Annotated in this window: 25 protein-coding genes and 1 pseudogene; 11 read left to right on the top strand and 15 right to left on the bottom strand. The window is 68.8% G+C overall.

The annotated features are described in order from the left end of the window. Positions 1–26: 26 nt before the first annotated feature. Positions 27–938 carry a LysR family transcriptional regulator gene (locus WT60_RS09470; RefSeq protein WP_060355858.1) on the bottom strand — a complete coding sequence of 304 codons (912 nt, stop codon included), beginning with the start codon at positions 936–938 and terminating at the stop codon, positions 27–29. Positions 939–1,102: 164 nt separating this feature from the next. Between WT60_RS09470 and gcl the strand changes: the two genes are divergently transcribed. The 4 genes from gcl to lysM all read left to right on the top strand — a co-directional run bounded on the left by gcl (position 1,103) and on the right by lysM (position 5,937). After that, positions 1,103–2,878: a glyoxylate carboligase gene (gene gcl, locus WT60_RS09465; protein ID WP_059580770.1), complete on the top strand. Its 1,776-nt coding sequence runs from the start codon at positions 1,103–1,105 to the stop codon at positions 2,876–2,878. A gap of 119 nt (positions 2,879–2,997) precedes the next feature. Beyond that, on the top strand, positions 2,998–3,807 hold the full coding sequence (gene hyi / locus WT60_RS09460) for a hydroxypyruvate isomerase (protein ID WP_038744580.1): 810 nt from the start codon (positions 2,998–3,000) through the stop codon (positions 3,805–3,807). Between the two features lie 91 nt (positions 3,808–3,898). Next, positions 3,899–4,804: a 2-hydroxy-3-oxopropionate reductase gene (locus WT60_RS09455; RefSeq protein WP_038744581.1), complete on the top strand. Its 906-nt coding sequence runs from the start codon at positions 3,899–3,901 to the stop codon at positions 4,802–4,804. Positions 4,805–5,466: 662 nt separating this feature from the next. Next, complete coding sequence (gene lysM, locus WT60_RS09440) at positions 5,467–5,937, top strand: peptidoglycan-binding protein LysM (protein ID WP_038744583.1); 471 nt, start codon at positions 5,467–5,469, stop codon at positions 5,935–5,937. A gap of 215 nt (positions 5,938–6,152) precedes the next feature. On the opposite strand, the gene WT60_RS09435 is transcribed toward lysM, so the two are convergent. After that, positions 6,153–7,196, bottom strand: a complete 1,044-nt coding sequence (locus WT60_RS09435) for an asparaginase (RefSeq protein WP_038744584.1) — start codon at positions 7,194–7,196, stop codon at positions 6,153–6,155. Positions 7,197–7,693: 497 nt separating this feature from the next. Between WT60_RS09435 and WT60_RS09425 the strand changes: the two genes are divergently transcribed. The 3 genes from WT60_RS09425 to WT60_RS09415 all read left to right on the top strand — a co-directional run bounded on the left by WT60_RS09425 (position 7,694) and on the right by WT60_RS09415 (position 9,436). Continuing rightward, entirely contained in the window at positions 7,694–7,984 is a 291-nt protein-coding gene (locus WT60_RS09425) for a PsiF family protein (protein ID WP_038744586.1), read from the top strand. Between the two features lie 208 nt (positions 7,985–8,192). Beyond that, positions 8,193–8,636, top strand: coding sequence for a hypothetical protein (locus WT60_RS09420; protein WP_059642990.1), 444 nt, complete (start codon positions 8,193–8,195; stop codon positions 8,634–8,636). Between the two features lie 212 nt (positions 8,637–8,848). Beyond that, complete coding sequence (locus WT60_RS09415) at positions 8,849–9,436, top strand: YSC84-related protein (RefSeq protein ID WP_038744590.1); 588 nt, start codon at positions 8,849–8,851, stop codon at positions 9,434–9,436. Positions 9,437–9,614: 178 nt separating this feature from the next. Here the strand turns inward: WT60_RS09415 and WT60_RS09410 are convergent, their stop codons facing one another. The 10 genes from WT60_RS09410 to mltG form a co-directional block, all read right to left on the bottom strand. Then, positions 9,615–10,679, bottom strand: coding sequence for a glycosyltransferase family 4 protein (locus tag WT60_RS09410; protein ID WP_038744591.1), 1,065 nt, complete (start codon positions 10,677–10,679; stop codon positions 9,615–9,617). Positions 10,680–10,961: 282 nt separating this feature from the next. Beyond that, complete coding sequence (locus tag WT60_RS09405) at positions 10,962–12,140, bottom strand: AAA family ATPase (protein WP_060355875.1); 1,179 nt, start codon at positions 12,138–12,140, stop codon at positions 10,962–10,964. A 264-nt stretch (positions 12,141–12,404) separates the two neighbouring features. Next, on the bottom strand, positions 12,405–13,592 hold the full coding sequence (locus WT60_RS09400) for a mechanosensitive ion channel domain-containing protein (protein WP_060355859.1): 1,188 nt from the start codon (positions 13,590–13,592) through the stop codon (positions 12,405–12,407). Positions 13,593–13,658: 66 nt separating this feature from the next. Continuing rightward, positions 13,659–14,012, bottom strand: a complete 354-nt coding sequence (locus tag WT60_RS09395) for a Rap1a/Tai family immunity protein (protein ID WP_038744594.1) — start codon at positions 14,010–14,012, stop codon at positions 13,659–13,661. A gap of 73 nt (positions 14,013–14,085) precedes the next feature. Then, positions 14,086–14,808 carry an ankyrin repeat domain-containing protein gene (locus WT60_RS09390; RefSeq protein ID WP_038744596.1) on the bottom strand — a complete coding sequence of 241 codons (723 nt, stop codon included), beginning with the start codon at positions 14,806–14,808 and terminating at the stop codon, positions 14,086–14,088. A gap of 12 nt (positions 14,809–14,820) precedes the next feature. Next, the gene (locus tag WT60_RS09385; protein WP_038744597.1) at positions 14,821–15,630 is read right to left on the bottom strand and encodes a TatD family hydrolase; all 810 of its coding nucleotides are present in this window, start codon (positions 15,628–15,630) and stop codon (positions 14,821–14,823) included. Positions 15,631–15,707: 77 nt separating this feature from the next. After that, positions 15,708–16,214: a GNAT family N-acetyltransferase gene (locus WT60_RS09380; RefSeq protein WP_038744599.1), complete on the bottom strand. Its 507-nt coding sequence runs from the start codon at positions 16,212–16,214 to the stop codon at positions 15,708–15,710. A 34-nt stretch (positions 16,215–16,248) separates the two neighbouring features. After that, on the bottom strand, positions 16,249–17,277 hold the full coding sequence (locus tag WT60_RS09375) for a DNA polymerase III subunit delta' (RefSeq protein ID WP_060355860.1): 1,029 nt from the start codon (positions 17,275–17,277) through the stop codon (positions 16,249–16,251). Positions 17,278–17,296: 19 nt separating this feature from the next. Further along, positions 17,297–17,917, bottom strand: coding sequence for a dTMP kinase (tmk, locus tag WT60_RS09370; protein ID WP_038744601.1), 621 nt, complete (start codon positions 17,915–17,917; stop codon positions 17,297–17,299). Beyond that, positions 17,918–18,937 carry an endolytic transglycosylase MltG gene (mltG, locus tag WT60_RS09365; protein ID WP_038744603.1) on the bottom strand — a complete coding sequence of 340 codons (1,020 nt, stop codon included), beginning with the start codon at positions 18,935–18,937 and terminating at the stop codon, positions 17,918–17,920. 78 nt (positions 18,938–19,015) lie between these two features. On the opposite strand from mltG, the gene WT60_RS09360 reads away from it, so the two are divergent. Together WT60_RS09360 and WT60_RS09355 are read left to right on the top strand one after the other, a co-directional pair. Then, positions 19,016–20,062, top strand: a complete 1,047-nt coding sequence (locus WT60_RS09360) for a folate-binding protein YgfZ (protein ID WP_060355861.1) — start codon at positions 19,016–19,018, stop codon at positions 20,060–20,062. A 70-nt stretch (positions 20,063–20,132) separates the two neighbouring features. Then, positions 20,133–20,984, top strand: coding sequence for an NRDE family protein (locus tag WT60_RS09355; RefSeq protein ID WP_059643002.1), 852 nt, complete (start codon positions 20,133–20,135; stop codon positions 20,982–20,984). Between the two features lie 396 nt (positions 20,985–21,380). Here WT60_RS09355 and WT60_RS09350 read toward each other — a convergent pair whose 3' ends face one another. From WT60_RS09350 to WT60_RS09340, 3 genes and pseudogenes are all read right to left on the bottom strand, one after another. Then, entirely contained in the window at positions 21,381–21,821 is a 441-nt protein-coding gene (locus tag WT60_RS09350; protein ID WP_038744606.1) for a GNAT family N-acetyltransferase, read from the bottom strand. A 333-nt stretch (positions 21,822–22,154) separates the two neighbouring features. Further along, positions 22,155–23,114: an alpha/beta hydrolase gene (locus WT60_RS09345; protein ID WP_060355862.1), complete on the bottom strand. Its 960-nt coding sequence runs from the start codon at positions 23,112–23,114 to the stop codon at positions 22,155–22,157. A gap of 81 nt (positions 23,115–23,195) precedes the next feature. After that, positions 23,196–23,890: pseudogene (locus tag WT60_RS09340) on the bottom strand (zinc-binding dehydrogenase). Between the two features lie 105 nt (positions 23,891–23,995). On the opposite strand from WT60_RS09340, the gene WT60_RS09335 reads away from it, so the two are divergent. Next, positions 23,996–24,226 (top strand): hypothetical protein, encoded by a 231-nt coding sequence (locus WT60_RS09335; RefSeq protein ID WP_038744608.1) that lies wholly within the window; start codon positions 23,996–23,998, stop codon positions 24,224–24,226. A 14-nt stretch (positions 24,227–24,240) separates the two neighbouring features. Further along, complete coding sequence (locus WT60_RS09330; protein ID WP_060355863.1) at positions 24,241–24,909, top strand: HAD-IA family hydrolase; 669 nt, start codon at positions 24,241–24,243, stop codon at positions 24,907–24,909. Positions 24,910–24,914 lie beyond the last annotated feature (5 nt).

The following is a 24,914-nucleotide window of genomic DNA, read 5'->3' as shown; positions in this document are numbered from 1 at the left end:
AAAGAACGCGCGCGGCGCCGCGGCGCTCAGACGGCGCCTTCCCAGTACCCGGGCCGCGCATACGCGGCGCGCAGATAGTCGATGAAATAGCGGACCCGCGCCGGCACGTAGCGTTGCTGCGGATAGACGGCGAGGATGTCGTAGTCGGGCAGCGCGAATTCGTCGAGCACCGTTTCGAGCTCGCCGCGCGCGAGCTGCTGCGCGATCTCCCACGTCGAGCGCCAGCCGAGCCCGAGCCCTTCCGACACCCAGCGGTGCAGCAGCTCGCCGTCGTTGCAGTCGAGCGCGCCCGACACGCGCATCGTCACGAGCTTGCCGTTGCGCCGGAAGTACCAGCCGCGGTTCTGCCCGCCCTGCAGATTGAACGCGAGACAGTTGTGGCCCGCGAGATCGTCGAGCGTTTTCGGCCGGCCGTGCCGGCGCAGGTACTCGGGCGTCCCGCACACGACGCGCCGGTTCGACGCGAGCTTCACCGCGACGAAGTTCGGATCGACCGCGCCGCCGATCCGGATCGACAGGTCGTAGCCCTCGCGCACGAGATCGGCGACGCGATCGGTCAGATTGAACGACATCTGCAAGTCGGGCTTGTCCGCGATGAACCCGGGCGCGAGCGGCGCGACGTGCTTGCGCCCGAACGCGGCGGGCGCCGACACGATCAGGTGCCCGCTCACCGCGCGGCGCCCGGCCGCCATCTCGTTTTCCGCCTGCGCCCATTCGGTGAGGAGCCCGCGGCAACGCTCGAGGAACGCGGCGCCGTCCTCGCTGACGACGAGCCGCCGCGTCGACCGGTACATCAGCTTCACGCCGAGGCGCTTCTCGAGCGCGTCGATGCGCCGCCCGAGCACGACGGGCGACACCCCTTCCTCGAGCGCGGCCGCCGCGAGGCTGCCCGCGTCGGCGACCCGCACGAAGGTCTCGATCTGCTTGAACCGGTCCATCCGCCGTCTCCTCACCGCCCCGCGCGGCCGCCCGCGCCCGGCATTCGATACTTTTAGTTTCGAAATAAGCGACTCGAGCGAATCTTATCAAACCTTTCCGGTGTCCCTAAAGTGTCTTCGACACCAGCGATACCCGCGATTCGCATCGAACTAGGAGACATTTCATGGCCAGGATGAGAGCCGTCGACGCCGCCGTGCTCGTGCTCGAGAAGGAAGGCGTGCAGACCGCGTTCGGCGTGCCGGGCGCCGCGATCAACCCGCTGTATTCGGCGCTGCGCCGCTCGGGCGCGATCGGGCACGTGCTCGCGCGGCACGTCGAAGGCGCGTCGCACATGGCGGAAGGCTACACGCGCGCCGCCCCCGGCAACATCGGCGTGTGCATCGGCACGTCGGGCCCCGCCGGCACCGACATGATCACGGGCCTCTATTGCGCATCGGCCGATTCGATCCCGATCCTCGCGATCACCGGCCAGGCGCCGCGCGCGCGGCTCTACAAGGAAGACTTCCAGGCGGTCGACATCGAATCGATCGCGAAGCCCGTCACGAAATGGGCGGTCACGGTGCGCGAGCCGGCGCTCGTGCCGCGCGTGTTCCAGCAGGCGTTCCATCTGATGCGCTCGGGCCGCCCGGGCCCCGTGCTGATCGATCTGCCGATCGACGTGCAACTCGCCGAGATCGAGTTCGACATCGCCACCTACGAGCCCTTGCCCATCTACAAGCCGCGCGCGACGCGCGCGCAGATCGAGGCCGCGCTCGCGATGCTCGACGAAGCCGAGCGCCCGCTCATCGTGTCGGGCGGCGGCGTGATCAACGCGGCGGCCGAGCATCTGCTCGTCGAATTCGCGGAAACGCTCGGTGTGCCGGTGATCCCGACGCTGATGTCGTGGGGCGCGATCGCCGACGACCATCCGCTGATGGCGGGCATGGTCGGCCTGCAGACCTCGCACCGCTACGGCAACGCGACGCTGCTCGCGTCCGACTTCGTGCTCGGCATCGGCAACCGCTGGGCGAACCGCCACACGGGCAGCATCGACGTCTACACGAAGGGCCGCAAGTTCGTGCACGTCGACATCGAGCCGACGCAGATCGGCCGCGTGTTCGGCCCCGATCTCGGCATCGTGTCGGATGCGAAGGCGGCGCTCGAGCTGTTCGTCGACGTGGCGCGCGAATGGAAGGCCGCGGGCAAGCTGAAGGATCGCGGCGCGTGGGCCGCCGACTGCCGGCAACGCAAGCGCACGCTGCAGCGCAAGACGCATTTCGACGACGTGCCCGTGAAGCCGCAGCGCGTGTATGAAGAGATGAACAAGGCGTTCGGCCGCGACACGTGCTACGTGAGCACGATCGGGCTGTCGCAGATCGCGGCCGCGCAGTTCCTGCACGTGTACAAGGCGCGCAACTGGATCAACTGCGGCCAGGCGGGCCCGCTCGGCTGGACGATTCCCGCCGCGCTCGGCGTGCGCGCGGCCGATCCGCAGCGCCCGATCGTCGCGCTGTCGGGCGACTACGACTTCCAGTTCATGATCGAGGAGCTCGCGGTCGGCGCGCAGTTCAAGCTGCCGTACGTGCACGTCGTCGTGAACAACTCGTATCTCGGCCTGATTCGCCAGGCGCAGCGCGCGTTCGACATGGACTACTGCGTGCAGCTCGCGTTCGACAACATCAACGCGCCCGAGGTGAACGGCTATGGCGTCGATCACGTCGCCGTGGCCGAGGGGCTCGGCTGCAAGGCGCTGCGCGTGTTCAAGCCCGAGGAGATCGCGCCCGCGCTCGAGCGCGCGCGGCAGTTGACGGCCGAGTTCAGCGTGCCCGTCGTCGTCGAGGTGATGCTCGAGCGCGTGACGAACATTTCGATGGGCGCCGAGATCGACGCGATCAACGAGTTCGAGGATCTCGCGGAGAAGGCCGAGCATGCGCCGACCGCGATCTCGCTGCTCGACTGATGCGCATCGCGCTCGCCGCTTTACTTGTTTGCTTGCTCGATTGGATTGATCAGCATCGCTGATCAGTTCAGCTCGACCGATTCGATTTGCTCAACTGACCGACCAGCGAGACCACGAACATGCCGAAATTCGCAGCCAATCTGACGATGCTGTTCAACGAGGTGCCGTTTCTCGACCGTTTCGAGGCGGCGGCCGACGCGGGCTTTTCCGCCGTCGAGTTCCTGTTTCCGTATCCGTACGCAAAGGAGGAGCTTGCCGAGCGGCTCGAAGCGAACCGCCTGCGCCTCGTGCTGCACAACCTGCCCGCGGGCGACTGGGATCGGGGCGAGCGCGGAATCGCGTGCCTGCCCGATCGCATCGGCGAATTCCAGGACGGCGTCGGCCGCGCGATCGACTATGCGCGCGCGCTGAAGGTGCCGCAGCTCAATTGCCTCGTCGGCATCGCGCCGGCGAGCGCAAAGCGCGACGCGACGCTCGCGACGATCGTCGAGAACCTGCGCTTCGCCGCCACCGAACTGAAGAAGGCCGGCATGCGCCTGCTCGTCGAGCCCTGCAATTCGTACGACCTCCCGGGCTTCGCGCTCAACCGCTGCGCCGAAACGCTCGACGTGATCCGCGCGGCCGGCGCCGACAACCTCTTCCTGCAATACGACATCTATCACATGCAGCGGATGGAGGGCGAGCTCGCGGCGACGATCGAAAAGCATCTCGGATCGATCGCGCACATCCAGCTCGCGGACAACCCGGGTCGTCACGAGCCCGGCACGGGCGAAATCAACTATGCGTTTCTGTTCGATCGGCTCGACGCGCTCGGCTACGACGGCTACGTCGGCTGCGAATACAAGCCGCGCACGACGACGGCGGAGGGCCTCGGCTGGCTGCAGCAGATCGCGCGCGTCGATGCGAAGCGCGCCGGCACCGGCATGTGATCCGGCGCGCACGCGAACGCATCCGCTCATCCGCTCATTAGGCATCCACATTAGGCATCCACGATTCACAGGACTCACGGGAGACATCGCAATGGCAACGATCGGCTTCATCGGCCTCGGCATCATGGGCGCGCACATGGCGCGCAACCTGCTCAAGGGCGGCCACCGCCTCGTCGTGAACGGCGCGTATCCGGTGCCCGCCGATCTGCGCGAGCACGCGCAGGTCGCAGCGAATTCGACGGCCGTCGCGCAAGCGTCCGAGATCGTGATCTCGATGGTGCCCGACACGCCCGACGTGCGAAACGCGCTGTTCGCCGACGACGGCGTCGCGAAGGGGCTCGCGGCCGGCAAGCTCGTGATCGACATGAGCTCGATCTCGCCGCTCGACACGCGCGAGTTCGCCAAGGAGATCAACGCGCTCGGCTGCGACTATCTCGACGCGCCCGTGTCGGGCGGAGAAGTCGGCGCGCGCGACGCGACGCTCACGATCATGGTGGGCGGCCCGCAGCGCGCGTTCGAGCGCGCGAAGCCCCTCTTCGACCTGATGGGCAGGAACGTCTCGCTCATCGGCGACAACGGCGCGGGCCAGACCTGCAAGGTCGCGAATCAGATCATCGTCGCGCTGAACCTCGAGGCGGTCGCCGAGGCGCTCCTCTTCGCCGCGCGCTCGGGCGCCGATCCGGAGCGCGTGCGGCGCGCGCTGATGGGCGGTTTCGCGTCGTCGCGGATTCTCGAGCTGCACGGCGAGCGGATGACGAAGCGCACGTTCGAGCCGGGCTTCCGCATCGACCTGCATCGCAAGGACCTGAATCTCGCGCTCGACGGCGCGCGCCGGATGAACATCGCGCTGCCGCACACGGCGAGCGCGCAGCAGCTCTTCAGCGTGTGCGCGGCCAACGGCGGCGGCGCATGGGATCACTCGGCGATCGTGCGCGCGCTCGAGATCATGTCGAACTTCGAGATCGGCGAGCCGCAAAGCGACAAGAAAGTCGCGTGAACGAATGCGGCGGCGCGGCGCGGCGAATCGCGTCGGTGCGATGAAGCGGCGATGAAGCGGCGATGAAGCGGCTGCAAATCGGCGGTGCATCGGCGCATCGGCGAAGAGGATAAGCGCGGCGCCGATGCGCCGCGGCGCGAGCGCCGTAAGCGCAGATGCCCGCCGTTCGGCTCGCACGCGCGCCGCTCGAATCGGGCATCGGTCAACACACCGTTCGCGCGAGCGAACGCAGCGCCGCGATGTCGCCCGTGTCCTGCGCGACGGCGTCGCTTAACACGACAACGAGTCGTCCGCGTGACGCTCGATGCAATCGAACGCGATGCGCGCGCGGCGCATCGTCGATGGGGCGCCTCGCCGCGTGCGCGTTGCACGCGGCGAGGCAAACAAAGCCGCTTTCGGCTGAGAGCGGCAGGTGGGTCCGCAGCGGCACCCGGCGCCGACGGGGAAGCCTTGGTCGGTCAGACGTCGTCGTCGGGTGTCCGTCTGTCGGATTCGTCACAGCACGTATTACATTTCTTTACGTTCGCCGAAGCGATTTTTCATGCAATTTGCAACGCGAACGCCTACACTTTCGCGACGCCTTTCGAGAAGCGCCGCACCGCTTTCGCGCTTCTCGCGACTTCACGGCGCATCTTTTTTCAATCACCTGAAGGAGTGTTGCGATGGGTCTTCTTTCGTTCATCAAGGAAGCGGGTGAAAAGCTGCTCGGCAAGAGCGACGAGCAAGCCGCGAGCGATCCGGCCGCAGCCAATCAGACGGCCGGCGATGCGATCAAGAACTACATCTCCGCACAGGGCCTCGACACGTCGAACCTGACGGTCGCGTTCGACGGCGCGTCGCGCACCGTCACGCTGTCGGGCAGCGTCGCGGACCTCGATACGAAGGCGAAGGTCAAGGTGGCGGCGGGCAACGTGCAAGGCGTCGCGGGCGTGAACGACGACGACCTGCAACCGGACGATCCGCAAGTGCAGTACCACGACGTCGTCTCCGGCGACAATCTCTGGAAGATCGCCGAGAAGTACTACGGCGACGGCTCGAAGAACGACGCGATCTTCCAGGCGAACCGCCCGATGCTCTCGAGCCCCGACAGGATCTATCCGGGCCAGAAGCTCGTGATTCCGCCGCAGTCCTGAACGACGCGCGCAGCGGCGCATCATGTGAAAAAAGCGGACCCACGGGTCCGCTTTTCTTTTATGCGCCGACGCCGCCTGCGGCTCGATTCGACGCGATGCATTCGGACGCGAAGCGGCCCGCGCGCCGCGCCGCACGCGAGATGCGCGCCGGCCCGCCTATCCGCCTATCCGCCTATCCGCCTATCCGCCTATCCGCCTATCCGCCTATCCGCCGATCAATACGTATCGAACACCCGCTGCAATTCGCGCACGTCGGCGACGCCCGCCGCGAGCGCGAGCATCAACAGCACGCGCGCCTTGTACGGATTGAGCGAGCCCGCGCTCACGAAGCCGAGCGCGTCGTCGTTCGCCGCGCCGTTGCGCATCACGTGCCCCGAGCCGACGCGCGACGCGCGCACGATCGCAACGCCCTTCGCCGCCGCGTCGGCCAGCGCCGTCTGCAGCGTCGCGTGGATCGAGCCGTTGCCCGTGCCCGCGACGACGAGCCCACGCGCGCCCGCGGCAACGCACGCGTCGACCATCGCGCGCGACGCGCCCGCGTAGCTCGCGACGACGTCGACCTGCGGCCACGCGGCGCCGATCGCGAAGCGCGAGTCGAGCGTATGCGGGCGCGTCGCGCGCCGCGCGAATTCGATGCGGCCGTCCTGCACCCAGCCGAGCGCGCCGAGTTCCGGCGAATGGAACGCGTCGACCGCGTAGGTGCTCGTCTTCACGACGTCGCGCGCGCCGTGTATCCGGTTGTTGAACGCGACGAGCACGCCCTGCCCGCGCGCCGCCTCGCTGCCTGCGACGGCCACCGCGTTCAGCAGGTTGAGCGGGCCGTCCGACGACAGCGCGGTCGCGGGCCGCATCGCCGCTGTCATCACGACGGGCTTCGCGGTCTTCACGGTCAGATGCAGCAGGTAGGCGGTTTCTTCGAGCGTGTCGGTGCCGTGCGTGATCACGATGCCGTCGATCGCGTCGCTCGCGGCGAGCGCGTCGATCCGCTCGACGAGCGTCGTCCACAGCGCGGGCGACAGATCCTTGCTGTCGATGCTCGCGACCTGCTCGGCTGCGATCGTCGCGATCTGCGCGAGCGCGGGCACGGCGGCGAGGAGCCGGTCGACGCCGAGCGCGCCCGCCTGATAGCCGGCCGTCTGCGCGGCGTCGGGCGCGGCGCCCGCGATCGTGCCGCCCGTCGCGAGAACGGCGATGCGTGGCAGCGTGCGCGGCGTCGCGCTCGAAACGTTGGGGGGGCTGGAAGATGTCGGTGCGTTCATGGCCGCGATTGTAACGGCAGCCGGCCTCCGCCCGGCAAGCGCGGAGTTTTCCCGAGTGCGCGCACGCGCGGCGCGAACCGGACGCGCCGGCCTCGCGCCGCCCGACGCGCGCCGTTCGCACTCCCGCACGATGCGCGCCCGACGCGCGAGATCGCGCGCGCCGCGCCTTCTCGCGTTATCTCGAAATAGACAAAATCGCCGGCGCCGCCCGACTGCGCCGCCCGGAAAAAGCGCGCGGCGCACGCACGCGAAGGCCGTCCGAAACGCTTGCGGCACCGGCGTTTGCAGCCTTGCGAAAGCATTTCGGCCACGGCCGGCGAGCGCGCTGCGCGCCCGATCCGTTGCGCGGCCGTCACGCGAAAATTAACGCACCGCTCGTTTTCCCCGAGTATTTTGTCGTTTCGGCGCCAATTTGCCATAATGCAAACCGCGATCCGCGCAGCCGCGCGATTCATCGCTTATCGAACAAGATGCAACTCACCCACCGGGAGTGTCCAATGAAGATCCGATCGCTGATGGCCGCGCTGCTCGTCGGCGGCGTGCTGGCAACGCCTGCATTCGCCGCAAACAGCCAGCAGGACAAGATGAAGGCATGCAATGCGCAGGCCGCCGGCAAGACGGGCGACGAGCGCAAGGCGTTCATGAAGGACTGTCTGTCGGCGAAGCCGGCGAAGAAGATGTCGCAGCAGGAAAAGATGAAGGCCTGCAACACGCAAGCCGCCGGCAAGACGGGCGACGATCGCAAGGCGTTCATGAAGGGCTGCCTGTCGGCGAAGCCCGCCGCCTGACGCTTCCGGCGAATCGGCACGATGCCGCGCACCGTTTCGACGGGCGCGGCATTTTCTTTTGCGACGCACGCATTCGCGCGCGGCCGACTGCGGCGTTTCGCCGCGTTTTCTTCTATGATGGCTGCAGCGCGGCCCTCCCCACCAAAACGAAGCGCCATCGGGCCGCCCTCATGACAGATGCGCGCCGCGCATCAAACGGAGGCACGGGATGGCATGGAGACAAAGCCGCTGGTTTCGGCGCTGGCTGATCGTGATCGTGTTCTGGGCGGTGCCTGTCGCGATCGTCGCCGTGCGCGAGATCCGCGAGGAAATGGCGTACAACCACGCCGACCTCAAGCTGGCGCTCACGACCTGGGAGCTCACCGGCGCGCAACGCGCGGCGGGCGCGGCGGCGGTCTGCCGCGGCGAGCCGGACGAGGCGCGCGCGGCAGGCTGCCCCGCCGACGTGCTCGCGGCGAACGCGCGCCGTCAGCAGGAGGCGCGCGACGAATTCGCGGTGCGCAAGCGCACGCTCGCGGGCTATCTGTGGCATGCGTTCGTCGGTTACTGGATCGTTCCCGCCGCGTTCCTGTTTGCATGCGGCGTCGTGATCGGCCTCGTGCGCCGCGCGCTGCGGCGCCCGCCCATCAAGCCGCCCGTTTCGCATCACTGACGTTCGCGCGCCGCGCGGCATCGGCTTCGCCCGCCGAAGCAAACCTTGGCCCACGACAACCCGCGCACGCACGCGCCGCCGCACAATGAAACGCGTCGATTTGACGGTCTTTCACCTTACAGCGGTAAGGCAAAGCATTTCGCTGTGTTATAAAGTCCCGCGTGAACCCGTTCGCGGGAATCACGCTGATCTACACTTGATGGAGAAAAACGATGCAGAAACGCAATCTCGTGTTGAAAGCCGCCGCCGCGCTCGTCGTGGGCAGCCTGGCGCTCGCCGGTTGCACGACGACGCCGGACAAGCCCGCCAACGCAGCGACCAACGCGTCGAAGCGTCAAGCCATCGATGCGAGCACGGACGCCACGCTGTCGCGTCTGTACTCGACGGTGCCCGGCTCGCGTGAGCTCGTCGCGAAGTCGCGCGGCGTGCTCGTGTTCCCGGACGTGATCCAGGCCGGCCTCATCATCGGCGGCCAAACGGGCAACGGCTCGCTGCGCGTGGGCGGCGCGACGGTCGGCTACTACAACACCTCGTCGCTGTCGGTCGGCCTGCAGGCGGGCGCGCAATCGAAGGCGATCGTGTTCCTGTTCATGACGCAGGACGCGCTCGACAAATTCCGCAACTCCGACGGCTGGGCGGCCGGCGCCGACGCGTCGGTCGCGCTCGTGAAGATGGGCGCGAACGGCGCGATCGACACGACCACGGCGACCGCGCCCGTCGAAGTGATCGTGCTGACGAACGCCGGGCTGATGGGCGACGTGTCGATCAGCGGCACGAAGGTCACGAAGCTGAAGATCTGACGCCCGCGCACGCGGCCGCCGCATCGATGGCAAGCGGCGGCCGACACGAAAACGGCGATGCGCTTTTACCGCGCATCGCCGTTTTTTCATGCGTCGCCGCAACGCGCGGCGCGGCGCCGGGGCACACGGGGCGACGGCGGGCCGAGACGCACCCTGCCGCGCCGCTCGCCTCGTTCGTTCAAGACGCCGAATCGATCACCTTGAAGCGCGAGCGCTTCTGCGCGCGAATCAGCGATTGATAGACGTCGACGTATTGCTGCGCCATCCGGCGCGACGTGAAGCGCTCCTCGAAGCGCGCGCGCACCCGGTTGCGCGGCAGCGTGTACAGCCGGTTCACGGCCGCGACGGCGCTGATCTCGTCCTCGACGATGAAGCCCGACACGCCCTCGTCGATCACCTCCGGCACCGCGCCGCGGTTGAACGCGATGACGGGCGTGCCGCACGCCATCGCCTCGATCATCACGAGGCCGAACGGCTCGGGCCAGTCGATCGGAAACAGCAGCGCATGCGCGCCCGACAGGAACGCCGCCTTCTCGTGATCGGCGATCTCGCCGATGAACTCGACGTGCGGCAGCGCGAAGAGCGGCTTGATCTCGCGCTCGAAATACTCTTCGTCCGCCGCGTCGATCTTCGCCGCGATGCGAATGCGCATCCCGCAGCGCTGCGCGATCCGGATCGCCGTGTCGACGCGCTTTTCCGGCGAGATCCGGCCGAGGAACGCGAGATACGACTGCTCGACGGGCTGCGGCGTGTAGAGCGTCTCGGGCAACCCGTGATGGACCGTCGTCAGCCACTTCGCCTGCGGCATCGGCTGGCGCTGCGCGTTCGAGATCGAGATCACGGGCGCGGTGTCGAACGTATCGAACACCGGCTGCTGCTCCGGCAGATCGAGGCGGCCGTGCAGCGTCGTCACGAACGGCGTCTCCTGCCGCTTGAAGACCGAGAACGAGTAGTAATCCATGTGGAAATGGAGCACGTCGAAATCCCGCGCGCGGCGCGCGACGGTCTCCATCAGCAGCATGTGCGGCGCGATCCGGTCGCGGATCGACGAATCGAGCCGCAACGCGCGCGGCCACACCGCGTCGAGCTTCGCGCGCGTGATCGAATCGCCGCTCGCGAACAGCGTCACGTCATGCCCCAGGTCGACGAGCGCCTCGGTGATGTACGACACGACGCGCTCGGTTCCGCCGTACAGCTTCGGCGGCACCGATTCGGTCAACGGAGCGATCTGCGCAATTCTCATGGGTACGATCTCCAGTGGCGGCCGGCCCGCGAGCCGGCGTCGGGCGACGCCCGCAGACCGCCATTATTAGCGATCGGCGCGCATCCCAGCGGACCGATTGCATTTTTTGGGGCTTGTTACAGGCGAGATACATTCAGCCCAGCCGCATCTTTGCAGCCGCGGCGGACGTTGTCCAGAAACCTGGCCCTCTTTGTCCGATTCCGATGCGCCGTGCCGCCGCGGCGGCGTTCCGCGGCGCTCGCCGCCCCGCCGCCGCTGCCTGCCGCCCTCACCGCGCCGCCTTCATCGCGCCGGCCATTTCCATGCCGGCAAGTCGAGCGCGTCCGAATCGACGATCCGCGTCGCGCCCAGCGCCTTCTCGAGCACGATCGAATGGCTGCCCGGCTCGCGTTCGAGCGATGCGACGAGGCGCGCCGCATGCGACACGACGATCACCTGCGAGCGCCCCGCCGCCTGCGCGATCAGCCGGCCGAGCGCGGGCAGCAGGTCGGGATGCAGGCTCGTCTCCGGCTCGTTCAGCACGAGCAGCGCGGGCGGGCGCGGCGTGAGGAGCGCCGCGACGAGCAGCAGGTAGCGCAGCGTGCCGTCCGACAACTCGGCCGCGCGCAGCGGCCGCAGCAGCCCCGGCTGCCGCATCAGCACCTCGAAGCGGCCGCGCCTGCCCGGATTGTCGATCTCGAGCCGCGCGCCGGGAAACGCGTCGTCGAGCGCCGCGTCGAGCGCGGCGGCGTCGCCGATCTCGTAGATCGTCTGCAGCGCGGCCGCGAGATCGCCGCCGTCGTCGGACAGCACCGGCGTATGCGTGCCGACCTGCGCGAGCCGCGCGGGCGCGAGCGCGTCGGTGCGGAAATGATCGTAGAAGCGCCACGAGCGAATCCGCTCGCGCATCGCGATCATCTCGGGCGCGCCGCGCGGGTCGGCGAACTCGGTCATCATGCTGTCGAAACTCGCGACGGGCTGCGCAACGGCCCGCCAATCGCCCGCTTCATCGCGCGTGCGCAACTGCGCGCCGCGCCGATCGACGAGCAGCGTCGACGGCCGCGGCATCGGCCCGCTCCAGATGCACTCGCGCTTGATGACCGGATCGAGCCCGAACTCGGTTTCGCCGTTGAGCGGCGGCAGCCCGAGATCGATCGCGTAGCCGAAGTCTTCGCACGCGAAGCCGAGTTTCAGGCTCACCGGCTCGCTGCGCACCGTGCCCGTCACCGGCACCTCGCCCGCGAGCATGCCGCGCGAGAAGCGCTCGGGGCCCGCCCATAGCGTCGACGGCAGCCCGCCCTCGCGCGCGAGCGACGGAATCACCCGGCCCTGCGCGGTATCCGCGAGCAGGCGCAGCGCGCGATAGAGGCTCGATTTGCCGCTGCCGTTCGGCCCGGTGATCACGTTGAGCGCCGTGAGCGGCACGATGAGATCGCGCAACGACCGGTAATTGGCGATGGCGAGGGCGGTGAGCGGCGGCATCGAAAAATCGGCGGATCGCATCGGCGAATTGTTGAACCGTTGAATCGTTGATGGAGGAGGCGAACGGCGATCGATGCGCGCGGCGGCCTCATGTCGGCCTCATGTCGGCCTCATGTCTGCCTCATGTCTGCCTTATGTCGGCCCCACGTCGGCCCCACTCGGCCAGCGCGCCGCGCGGACCGCTCGCGCGATGTCCGCGTCGTGCGCCCGCGCCTCCCGCGCGGCGCATGCCCGCAACGCGGCGTGTCGCACCGCCCGGCGCGCTCAATGCGGCGCGCGCGGCACGCCGGTCTCGGCCGTCGTCGGGTCCGCCGCGGTGAACGCCGCCGTGCTCGCGGCCGGCTCCTGCACGCGCCCGCCCGGATGCGGCTCGCGCGCGCCGGCGTCGGGCGCCGTCCATTCGTTGCGCTCGCGCGGCAGGCAGTGCGGATAGTGCGCGTTGATGAACGCGATGAGCCCCTCGCGCACGCGGCAGCGCAAATCCCACGCAAGCGACGAATCGCGCGCGCTGACGAGCGCGCGCAACTGCATCGAGCGCTCGGTCGCGTCGGTCACCTGCAGCACCTGCACGCGGCCGTCCCATTCGGGCGCGGCGGCGACGATCCGCGCGAGCTCCGCGCGCAGCGGCTCGAGCGGCAGCCGATAGTCGACGTACAGGAACACCGTGCCGATCAGCTCGGCGCTGCTGCGCGTCCAGTTCTGAAAGGGATTTTCGATGAACCACTGCAGCGGCACGACGAGCCGCCGCTGATCCCACAGGCGCACCGACACATAGGTGCCCGTGATCTCCTCGATGCGCCCCCACTCGCCCTGAATGATGACGACGTCGTCGAGCCGGATCGGCTGCGACAGCGCGATCTGCAGCCCGGCGATCAGGTTGCCGAGCACCGGGCGCGCGGCGATGCCGGCGACGAGGCCCGCGACGCCCGCCGACGCGAGAAGACTCGCGCCGACCTGCCGCACGTTCGGAAACGTCATCAGCGCGGCGCCCGCGCCGACGATCACGATCAGCACCATCACGGTTCGCGCGAGCACGCGGGTCTGCGTGTGGATGCGGCGCGCCTCGAGGTTGTCGGGCGTGTCGATCGGATGCGCGCGGATGATCGCGTCGCCGACCGCGGCGGCGAGCCGCATCAGCAGCCAAGTCAGCGCCACGATCGTGCCGACCGCCGCGATCGTGCGCAGCCCGCCCGCATGCGGCAGCGATTCGTCGACCTGCAGCCACAGGAACTCGAGCGCGAGGAACGACATCAGGACGAGCGACGGCCGGTCGGCATACGACACGATCTCGCTCATGACCGGATAAGGCCGGGCGATCGGCACGACGATGCGCGCGCCGATCCGGTGAATGCCCGCGATCACGAGCACGACGAGCGCCGACACGGCCAGCGTGCCGAGCCAGCTATGAAGCGGCGCATCGGCGATGCGCCACAGGTCGTCGATCGTCAACATGCGCGCCGTGTCTCCGTCAGGTTCGCGGGGAACGCGTCCCCGCGCCGGGGCGGCGGCCGGCCCGGATCAATAGCCGCGGCAGGGAAACGCCTTGCCGAGCCCGAGCGACACCGCCGTGCTCGCGTTATAGTCGGCGAGCTTGGGGTTCTCCGCGATGTACTTGCGCACCGCGTCGGTCATCTGCTGCGACTTGATGTCGGGCGGCAGACAGAAGTACTGGCCGACGCGCGGCCCCGTGGTGCCGCCGATCGCGTCGATCGTGTTGTAGACGCCGTCCGCCGCGCCCTCGATGTACGCCGCGCACGACGCCCGCGACTTGACGTCGGTCTTCGCGCACAGCTTGTCGAGGTCGCCGGCCGTGAAGGCGGCCGCCGTCAGCGGCACGGCGAACGCGGCGGCGCAAAACATAGCCCGCAACATGAATCTTCCTTATGTCAGGAGGCGAAACCGCCGATACTTCGAAAGGCGCGGCAGCCCGCCGCGCCGAAAGTCACTATTTTGCACTCTTTTGCGCATTCGGCGCTGGCGCGTCGCCGATGCGCACCGTGCGCTTCGACAGAATCCCGGTTGCGTCCGGCGCGTTGTAGTGCTTCGCGAAGTCGAGCGCGGTGACGCCGAGCTGGTTCTTCAGCGCGGGATCGGCGCCCTGGTCGAGCAGCAGCGTGACGGTCGAGCCGTGGTTGCCGCGCGCCGCCATCATCAGCGGCGTCGTGCCGTTCGGCGACGCGGCGTCGATGTACGCGGACTTGTCGAGCAGATACTTGACGACCTCGTCGTTGCCGTTCGTCGCCGCGTAGTGCAGCGGCGACCAGCCCTTCTTGCTCACTTCGGCGCCCTTGTCGACGAGCAGCTTGACGAGCGGCAGATCGCCGTTCAGCGCGGCGAGCATCAGCGCGTTCTCGCCCGCCTTGTCTTCCTTGTCGAGCTCGACGTTCGGCGCGGCGGCGAGCGCCGCCGCGACCTGATCGGACTTCTCGCGCGCGGCGATCACGAGGAGCGGATCGCCGTTCGGCGCGATCGTGTTCGGGTCGAGGCCGTTCTTCAGCTGCTTCGAGATGTCCTTGATGTCGTCGAACTTGACGGCCTTCACGATCCCGTCGAGCGACTCCGCGTGCGCGGGCGCCGCCGCGAACACGCCGAGCCCGCCCGCGACCGCGAGCGTGCGCAGCACGGCGCTCATCGTGCGTTGTTTCGACAAGTGTTTGATCGACTTCATTTTTTTCAGCTCCTACCCCTGGTTGACTGGGCTGGCGTCGCCCGCGCGGGCGATCTTGAACAGCCGGAAAAAGTTCTGCGACGTCGCGGCGCCGAGCGCCTCGTCGGTCATCCCGCGTTGCGCCGCGATAAAGCGTCCGACATGGCTGACGTACGCAGGTTCATTCGGCTTGCCGCGATACGGCACCGGCGCAAGATACGGCGAATCGGTCTCGATCAGCAGCCGGTCGAGCGGCACGCGCCGCGCGACGTCCTGCACGTCGGTCGCGTTCTTGAACGTGACGATGCCGGAAAGCGAGATGTGGAAGTTCTGCGCGAGCGCGGCCTCGGCGACGGGCCACGGCTCGGTGAAGCAGTGCATCACGCCGCCCGGCACGCTCGCGCGCTCCTCGGCCATGACCCGCAGCGTATCCTCCGACGACGCACGCGTGTGGACGATGAGCGGCTTGCCCGTCGCGTGCGCCGCGCGGATGTGCGTGCGAAAGCGCGCGCGCTGCCACTCCATGTCGGCGATCGAGCGGCCTTCGAGGCGGTAATAGTCGAGGCCCGTCTCGCCGATCGCCACCACCTTCGGATGCGCGGCGAGCTCGACGAGCTCGGCCACCGTCGGCTCCTTCGCGTCCTCGTGGTCGGGATGCACGCCGACCGACGCGAAAACGTTGTCGTGATCGCGCGCGATCGCGAGCACGGACGGCAGCGTCTCGAGATCGACCGATACGCAAAGCGCGTGCGTGACGCCGTGCTCGCGCATGTTGTCCAGCACTTGCGGCAGACGGTCGGCGAGGCCTTCGAAATTGATGTGACAGTGTGAATCGACGAACATGTTGAATTCTTCCTTGCTGCGCGACGCGCAGCGCGCGACGGCGCCGGCGAAGCGGGCGCGCCGGCTGCGCCGCGCGCTTACGCTTCGACGAGCCGCTTGCCGACGATCACGAGATCGCGCTCGACGCCGTCGAGCACCGCGACGCGCGGCAGCGTGCCCCAGGTCGCGAAGCCGTAGCGCGCGAAGAGCCGCAGGCTCGGCTCGTTGTGGCCGAAGATGAAGCCGAGCGCCGTGTGGATGCCGAGCGCCGGCGCCTTCGCGAGCGCCGCCTCGAGCAGCCGGCTGCCGAGCCGGTTGCCGCGCGCGGCCTCGTCGAGATAGATGCTGATCTCCGCCGTATGGCCGTATGCCGGACGCCCGTAGAAATCGGAGAAACTCAGCCACGCGATCACCTGCCCCGCGCCCTCGACGACCCACAGCGGCCGCACGTGCGGATTGTGCGCGTCGAACCACGCGCGGCGGCTTTCGATCGTCACGGGCTCGGTGTCGGCCGTCACCCGGCGCGACGCGATCGTCGAATTGTAGATCGCGACGATCGCGGGCAGGTCGTCCGGCGTGGCGTCGCGATAGGCAAGCTCGGTCATGGAAGGCAATCCGATAGATGAAACGGTTGGCAGGCTACGCGAACAGCTCGCGGTAGCCGAGAAACAGCTCTTCGAACACGAGGCGCGCGCTGAGCGGATGGTTCTCCACCGCGCGCTGCCGCGTGACCGTCTTCAGGAAGCGCGCGAACGCGTTCGAATCGACGGCGGCCGCGCAGCGCGCGAGCGCCGCGCGCCGCGCGGGAAAATAGCGCGGCGCGCCCGCCGCGCGCTCGGCGAGCAAGTCGTACAGCCAGCGCTGCAGCCAGCCGAGCACGACGGGCACGGGCAGCTTCTGCAGCGTCTCGCCGCACGCGAACGGATCGCACGCGGCGCCCGCCGCGAGTTGCGCGAGCGTCCAGTCGCGCAGCGGCCGGTTCTCGTCGTTCGCGAGCGCGAGCGCGGCGAGCGGCGCGCCGCCCGCTTCGGCGAGCAGCGCGCCCGCGTCGGCGACGTCCTGCGCCGCGAGCCAGGCCGCCGCCGAGTCGAGCGCGGGCACCGCCATCGGCCACTGGCGGCAACGGCTCACGATCGTCGGCAAAAGCCGGTCGATGCGCGCGGACGCGAGCAGGAACACGACGCCCGGCGGCGGCTCCTCGAGCGTCTTCAACAGCGCGTTCGCGGCCGCGACGTTGAGCGCCTCGGCCGGATACAGCACGACGACGCGCGCGCCGCCGCGATGCGACGCGATTGCGCAAAAGTCGACGAGCGCGCGCACCTGCTCGATCTTGATTTCCTTGCTCGGCGTCTTGGTCTTCTTGCCGCCTTCGTCGGCGTCGGCGGCCTTCGGCTCGTCGGCCGCGCCCGGCAGCTCGGCTGCGAGCGCCTCCGGCACGACGATCCGGTAATCGGGGTGGTTGCCCTGCTCGAACCACGAACACGCGGCGCACGCGCCGCACGGCTCGCCGTTCTCATGCGGCGCCTCGCACAGGAAGCCCTTCGCGAGATGCCGCGTGAACGCGAGCTTGCCGATCCCCGCCTGGCCGTACAGCAAAAGCGCGTGCGGCCAATGCGCGCGCAGCGCCTGCAGGCGGTTCCAGTCGTCGGTCTGCCACGGATAGATCATCGTTCGCGTCGTCCTTTCGTCACAGCGCGGCGAGCACGCCGTCGAGCTTCTTGCGGATCTGCGGGATCGGCTCGCTCGAATCGACGATCACGAAGCGATGCGGCGCCTCCTGCGCGCGGCGCAGATACTCGGCGCGCGTGCGCGCGAAGAACGCGTCCGATTCGCTTTCGAACTTGTCCGGCATCCGCACCGCGCCGCGGCGCGCGCTCGCGACTTGCGGCGGCACGTCGAACAGCACCGTCAGATCCGGCTGGAAGCCGCCCTGCACCCAGCGCTCGAGCGCCTCGAGCTTGTCGCGCGGCAGCCCGCGCCCGCCGCCCTGATACGCGAACGTCGCGTCGGTGAAGCGGTCCGACACGACCCAGTCGCCGCGCGCGAGCGCGGGCTCGATCACGAGCGCGAGATGCTCGCGCCGGCCGGCGAACATCAGCAGCGCCTCGGTCTCGAGATCCATCGGCTGGTTCAGGAGAATCTCCCGCAGCGTCTCGCCGAGCTGCGTGCCGCCCGGCTCGCGCGTGACGACCACGTGCCGGCCGGCCGGCCCGAGCCTTTCCTGAAGCCGGTCGCAGAACCACTGCAGATGCGTGGTCTTGCCCGCGCCGTCGATCCCTTCGAACGTGATGAATTTGCCACGCGCCATTCATTGACCTCGTATGTATTTGTCCACGGCCTTGTTGTGATCCCCTAGCGTGTCCGAAAAAACGCTCGTGCCGTCGCCCTTCGCGACGAAATAGAGCGCGGACGTCGCCGCCGGGTTCACCGCGGCATAGAGCGCCGCCTCGCCCGGCAGCGCGATCGGCGTCGGGGGCAGCCCGCGGCGCGTGTAGGTATTGTACGGAGTGTCCGTCTGCAGATCGCGCTTGCGCAGCCGCCCGGCGTACGCATCGCCCATTCCGTAGATCACCGACGGATCGGTCTGCAGCGGCATCCCGGCCCGCAGGCGGTTCGCGAACACGCCCGAGACGAACGCGCGATCGGCCGCGCGCCCCGTCTCCTTCTCGACGAGCGACGCAATCGTCAGCGCTTCGTAAGGCGTCTGGAACGGCAGGCCGGGCCGGCGCGCCGTCCACGCGTCGGCCAGGCGCGTCTGCATCAGCTTGTACGCGCGGCGATAGACGTTCAGGTCGCTCGCGCCCCTGTCGAACAGGTAGGTGTCCGGAAAGAACAGGCCCTCGCCGCTGCCGCGCGCCACGGCCTCGTCGGACGCGCCGATCGCGCGCAACAGTTCCGCGTCGCTCATCCCGGCGCTCGCGTGCGCGAGCGCCGCGTTCGCGTCGAGCTCCGCGCGCATCCGCCGGAACGTCCAGCCCTCGATCACCGTGACGACGTACTCGTTGACGTCGCCGCGCGCAACCTTCTGCAGCACCTCGTAAGGGGTCACGCCCGTCTTGAATTCGTAGTTGCCCGACTTGAGCCGGCTCGACAGGAACAGCGCGCGCGTCATCGCGACGAAGAGCCTCGGCTCGACGGGCACGCCGCCGTGCGCGAGCTGCTGCGCGACGCTGCGCACGCTGCTGCGGGGATTGATCGTGACGTCGAGGGTCGGCGTGGCGAGCGCGAGCGGCCGAGTGGCCCAGTAATAGGCGCCGCCCGCGCAAGCGGCGCCCAGCAATACGACGGCGAGCGCCGCGAACGCGGCGCACTTCTTCAGTAGGGACATGCGGAACGTGAATCAGGTAAGACCCATATAATACTTGCTCGCCTCTGCCAAAGTCAGGATTGACTGTTCCCTCATTCCATGAGCACACCGATCGCCTCCCCGGCCGCGCAGGCCGCCGTCCCCGCCGCGCTGCCGGCGCCGCCCCGTCCGCGCCCCGACGATTTCGCCGCCGTGCTCGAGCGCGGCGCGTTCACGGTGCTCGAACAGTTCGGCATCGTCGATGTGACGGGCGCCGACGCCGCGACGTTCCTGCACGGCCAGCTGACCAACGACATCGAGCATCTCGATGCGGCGAGCGCGCGCCTGGCCGGCTACTGCTCGCCGAAGGGGCGCCTGCTCGCGTCGCTCCTCGCATGGCGCGCGGGTCACGACGTGCGCCTTCTCGTGTCGAAGGACGTGCAGCCCGCCGTGCAGAAGCGCCTGTCGATGTTCGTGCTGCGCGCGAAGGCGAAGCTCGCCGACGCGAGCGGCGCGCTCGTCGCGGTCGGCTTCGCGGGCGACGTGCGCGCCGCGCTGTCGGGCGTCTTCGACGCGCTGCCGGACGGCGTCCACACGAAGGTCGACGCGCCCGCCGGCGCGCTGATCCGCCTGCCCGACGCGGCCGGCCGCGCGCGCTATCTGTGGATCGCCGCGCGCGCCGAGCTCGACGCGCGCCTGCCCACGCTCGAAGCCGCGCTGCCGCGCGTGTCGGCCGCCGTCTGGGACTGGCTCGACGTACGCGCGGGCGAGCCGCGCATCACGCAGCCCGCCGCCGAGCAGTTCGTCCCGCAGATGGTCAACTTCGACGTGATCGGCGGCGTGAACTTCCGCAAGGGCTGCTATCCGGGCCAGGAAGTCGTCGCCCGCAGCCAGTATCGCGGCACGATCAAGCGCCGCACCGCGCTCGCGCACCTCGCCGTGGGCACCGACGCCGCGCATGCGGGCGTCGAGCTCTATCATTCGGACGACCTCGGCCAGCCGTGCGGGATGATCGTGAACGCGGCGGCGGCGCCCGAGGGCGGCGTCGACGCGCTCGTCGAGATCAAGCTCGCCGCGCTCGAGAGCGGCTCGGTCCACCTGGCATCCGCGAGCGGTCCGACGCTCGCGTTCCTGCCGCTTCCCTACGCGCTGCCCGCCGAAGCCTGACGGCCGCGCGCCGCCGGACGGCATGCGCCGCGGCGCGCCGCCCGGCCTCACCCAGCGAGGATATCGCCCGATGTGCCTGATCGTATTCGATTGGCAGCCCGACGCCGCGCAAGGCCCGGTGCTGACGCTCGCCGCGAACCGCGACGAATTCTTCCGCCGCACGAGCGCGCCGCTCAGCTGGTGGAGCGACGCGCCGCACGTGCTCGCGGGCCGCGATCTCGAGGGCGGCGGCACATGGCTCGGCGTCGCGCGCGACGGCCGCTTCGCCGCGCTCACCAATTACCGCGCGCCGTTCGATATCCGCGCCGGCGCGCCGACGCGCGGCAAGCTCGTGTCCGAGTTCCTGACGGGCAAGAACATGGCGCCGCTCGACTATCTCGCGAACGTCGCCGAGAAGGCCGTGTTCTACAACGGCTTCACGCTGCTCGCGGGCGACGTCAAGCGCGGCGAGCTCGCGTGGTACTGCAATCGTCCGGCCGACGCGCAGCCGGCCCCCGGCGCACCCGCGCTCGTCGCGCCCGGCGTGCACGGGCTGTCGAACGCGCGGCTCGATACGCCCTGGCCGAAGCTCGTCAACAAGCGCAGCGAGCTCGGCGCACTGCTGACCCGGGACGCGGCGGCGCCGCTCGACGCGCTGATCGAGATGATGCGCGACGCGCGCGAAGCGGCCGACGACGCGCTGCCGCACACCGGCATTCCGATCGAGCGCGAGCGCGCGCTGTCCGCCGCGTTCATCGAGACACCCGAATACGGATCGCGCGGCACGACCGCGCTGCGCGTCGGGCGCGATGTCGAGGGACGGCTGAAGTTCGACGTCAAGGAGCGCTGCGACGACGACGGCTCGCACCGGATTGTGCGGCCGGGCACGTTCGAGCGCGCGTTCACGTTCGACGCGGACGGCGGGGGCGCCGCGGCGCGGTAACGGTTTCGGCTGCGGGTCCAGGGTCCAGGTTCGGAGCCGGCATCGACGGCGGGCTGGCGGCCAGCTCCACCGTGCTCTTTTTTTCGAGCGCCGGCTTCATGCTCCGGACTCCACTTCGGGCAACGGATTTCGAGCTTCCGAGCTTCCGGCTCATAGTTCGCGAAGTCGCGCGTCCGACCACATCGAAAATTGGGAGCGCCTGCGCCGAGCGACAAAGGCCGCCGAACCGAAATCGGCGATCGCGACGGCGCCACGCCCCGTCGCGGCGCCTCCCCGCGCTCCAATCCGTTCATCCATTACAGCCGCTCAGACCGATCGCAATCGCGCTCCGCCCCTCGTTACACGCTTCGCATGCACCCGCCCGTCCGGCGCACTCGCCCGATGCCGCATCGCCGCTCACGGCTCGCGCGCCATCTCGACATGCGGCACGCCCGCCTCGACGAACGGCTCGCCGACGATCCGAAAACCGAGCCTCAAATAGAACGCGATCGCACGTTGCTGCGCATAGAGCCGCACGAGCGCGTCGCCGCGCGCCCGCGCTTCGGCGAGGAGCGCATCCAGGAGCCGCGAGCCGACGCCGCGCCCGCGCGCGTCGGCGAGCACCGACACCCGACCGATCGCGCCCGTCGGCAGCAGCCGCCCCGTCGCGACCGCGCGTCGTGCGCCCGCCGCTCGGTCGACCAGATACGCAACCGCGTGATGCGCATGCGGATCGTCGTCGTCGAGGTCGAGCTCGGCCGGAATGCGCTGCTCGCGCACGAACACCGCGTCGCGAATTCGTGATGCATCGCAGCCGAGGTGCGACCAGTCGCCGGTTTCGATCTCGATGCTGTCCATGTGCCGCATCCTCGTTAGCCCATTCGGATCGGACGCCGCATGCCGCTTGCCGCGTGCGCGCCGCGCTTGTCCGGTCGTTTCATGTCGCCCGGACCGCTCCCGAGAGCGGCCGGACCCGCATCGATATCGTCTGACGAACATGATCCCGCGGCAATCGCCCGATCAGCCGACGCCGAAGCGAAGCCGGCGACACGAGCGTCAGCAGCCGCAGCGCTGCGCCGCCGCGTCATGCATGCACGATCGGCAACGCGCGCCCCGGTTCGCGAATCCTACGCACGACCGAACCGACCGTCCCGCGCGACTTCACGTTCGCGCCCGCCTTCGCGTTCGCGCTCAGTCGCCTTCGAACGCCGCGCGCAGCGCGCTCGCCGCGTCCGCATGCGCGAGCCGCACTTCGGGCACGAAACCGCCCATCTTGAAGAACTCGTGAATCATCCCCGAGTACGCGACGAGCGTCACCCGGTTGCCCGCCGCGCGCAGCTTGTCCGCGTATGCGTCGCCCTCGTCGGACAGCGGATCGTACTCCGCCGTCGCGATCCACGCGGGCGCGACGCGCTCGAAGGAAGGCGCGCCGCGCGTGCCGTAGAGCGGCGCGAAGCGCCAGTCGTCGCGATCCGACGCGTCGCGCACGTAATGCTCGAAAAACCACTGGATCGTGTCGGCCGACAGCAGATAGCCCTTCGCGAGCCGCGCGTGCGACTCGGTCTGCTGGTGCCCCGTCGTCCCCGGATAGATCAGCAGTTGCAGCGCAAGCGCAATTCCACGATCGCGCGCGAGCACCGCGCACACGGTGGCGAGCGTGCCGCCCGCGCTGTCGCCGCCGACCGCGAGCCGCTCCCGGTCGACCCCGAGGCTCGACGCGTGCGCGTGCAGCCACACGAGCGCATCCTGCGCGTCGTCGATCGCCGTCGGGAACTTATGCTCCGGCGCGAGCCTGTAATCGACCGACAGCACCGCACAGCGCGCGTCGCGCGCGAACATCCGGCACAGCGCGTCGTGCGTGTCGACGCTGCCGACCGTGAAACCGCCGCCGTGGTAGTAGACGAGCGCGGGCAGCGGCTCGGCCAGACTCGGCTCGACGGGCAGATAGAGCCGCGCGCCGAACGCGCCGCCGTCGCGCGCCGGCAAGCGCAGGTCCTCGACCGAAAACATCGGCGCGGGCGCGACGTCGAGGATCGGCGCGCTCTTCTCGTACGCCGCGCGCGCCTGCGCGGGCGTCTGTTCGTGATAATCGGGACGTTTCGCGCGCTCGATCATGTCGAGCACCTGCGCGATCTTCGGATTCAGCGGCATCGTGAGGGCAAACGGCGAGCAGGCGGCGCAAGCGCGCCGGCGAAAAGGCTTGGAACGAGCACCGTATGATGCCATGGCCCGTCACACGGGCGCGACAAGCTGCTTGCCGACATTGCGTCCTTTGAGCAAGCCGAGCGGCGCGCCGGGCGCGCGCTCGATCCCTGCGCGATCGTCTCGCGACAATGCAGCTTCTTCTGCGCGACGAGCGATGCGAACTGCGCGAGCGCCTCCGGCCACACGTCGAAGCGCTCGGACACGATGAAACCCTGCATGAGCAGCCGCTGGCGCAGGATCAGCGCTGCGTTCGCGAGCGGCACCGACGCGCCGCCGTACACCGCGATCATCCCGCACATCGCGATGCGGCCGAACGGATTCATCAGCGCGAGCGTCGCGTCGAGCACCGCGCCGCCGACCTTCTGGAAATAGCCGTCGACGCCGTCCGGCACGACGGCCGCGAAATCGTCGGCGAGCCGGCCGGCCTTGTAGTCGACGCACACGTCGAAGCCGAGCGGGTCGACGATGTAGCGGCACTTGTCCGCGCCGCCCGCGATGCCGGGCACGCGGCAGCCGGCGAGTTGCCCCGCGAGCGGCCGCATCGCGAAATACGATTTTCCGGCATTCATCTGCTTGCGCATGCACGGACCGATCGACACGAAATGGTTGCACACGCGCACCTCGCCGTAAGCACGTGACGTTTCGACGGACGAGAAAATACCGACGTTCGCGCCGCGCCCGGCACGAGACACAAGCAGGCTCCGCCGCCTGACCTGAGACATCGCCCGGCTCCTTGTCGATGATCGGTGAGATCCAGCCTGACAGATGGCACTCGGTGCCCGGCCATCGGCCAACGTCCGGTCCACGCGATGCCTGTCTGTGTCTCAATGTCACGCCCCAAGCCCGATCCGATCGATCAAGACGGGCGGCGTACCTATCAAACGTTCCAATTTCGCGACGGCGAGATTCCGACCGCCCGTCTGGTCAGCCACGTGTTCGACTTCGCCGATTACCGGCGGGCCTTCCGCACCGTCGGATGCGACATTGCGCACCAAACGATGGCGCCGCTCGAAACGCCCAATTGCAAGGTGCTGCTTCGGCTGGCCGACATTCATTGACCGACGGACATGCGATGAGCAAATCAACTGTGATCTTTGACATCGACGGCGTGATCGTCGACAGCGAACAACTGCATTTCGACGTGCTGCGCGCGCTCGCGCCGGAGCAAACGGAACGCTTCAGCCCGCAGGAGCTCATCGGCCTGAGCCTGGAGAAAACGCTCGAGCACATCCAGGTGCCCGCCGACCGTCGAACAGAAATCTTGAGTCGAGCCGTCGACACCTACCGGTCGAAACTGAGTACGCATTACCTGCGTCCCGGTGTCTCGATGCTGACGGCGGCACTGGAAAGGCAACGCATCCGGTTCGGTTTAGTTTCGACCGCCCCACGCGACGTGTGCCTCGCCAATATCGCGCTGCTCGGCCTCGCGACGCCGATCCAGCTGATTTCCGGCGACGACGTGCCACGCACCAAACCGCACCCCGACCCCTATCTGGCGATGCTCGAGCAACTGGGGGCGCAGGCCGGCGACGCGATCGTGATCGAGGACACCGACCTCGGTATCCGCTCGGCCACGCTTGCCGGCATCGCGAAAGTGTACGCATGGCCGCACGCGCTGTCCGCGCAACAGCGTTACGACGAAGCCACCGCGGTGATCAATCGACTGAGCGACATCGCAGACTTCCAATCGCTGAGCCTGTCCGATTCGCTCCCCTCCTCGCACTCCGGCAACGCGTTTTAAGGTAC

This window comes from Burkholderia sp. MSMB617WGS, from assembly GCF_001532025.2.
Taxonomy (GTDB): domain Bacteria; phylum Pseudomonadota; class Gammaproteobacteria; order Burkholderiales; family Burkholderiaceae; genus Burkholderia; species Burkholderia savannae.
This window is presented reverse-complemented; position numbering and strand designations above follow the sequence as displayed.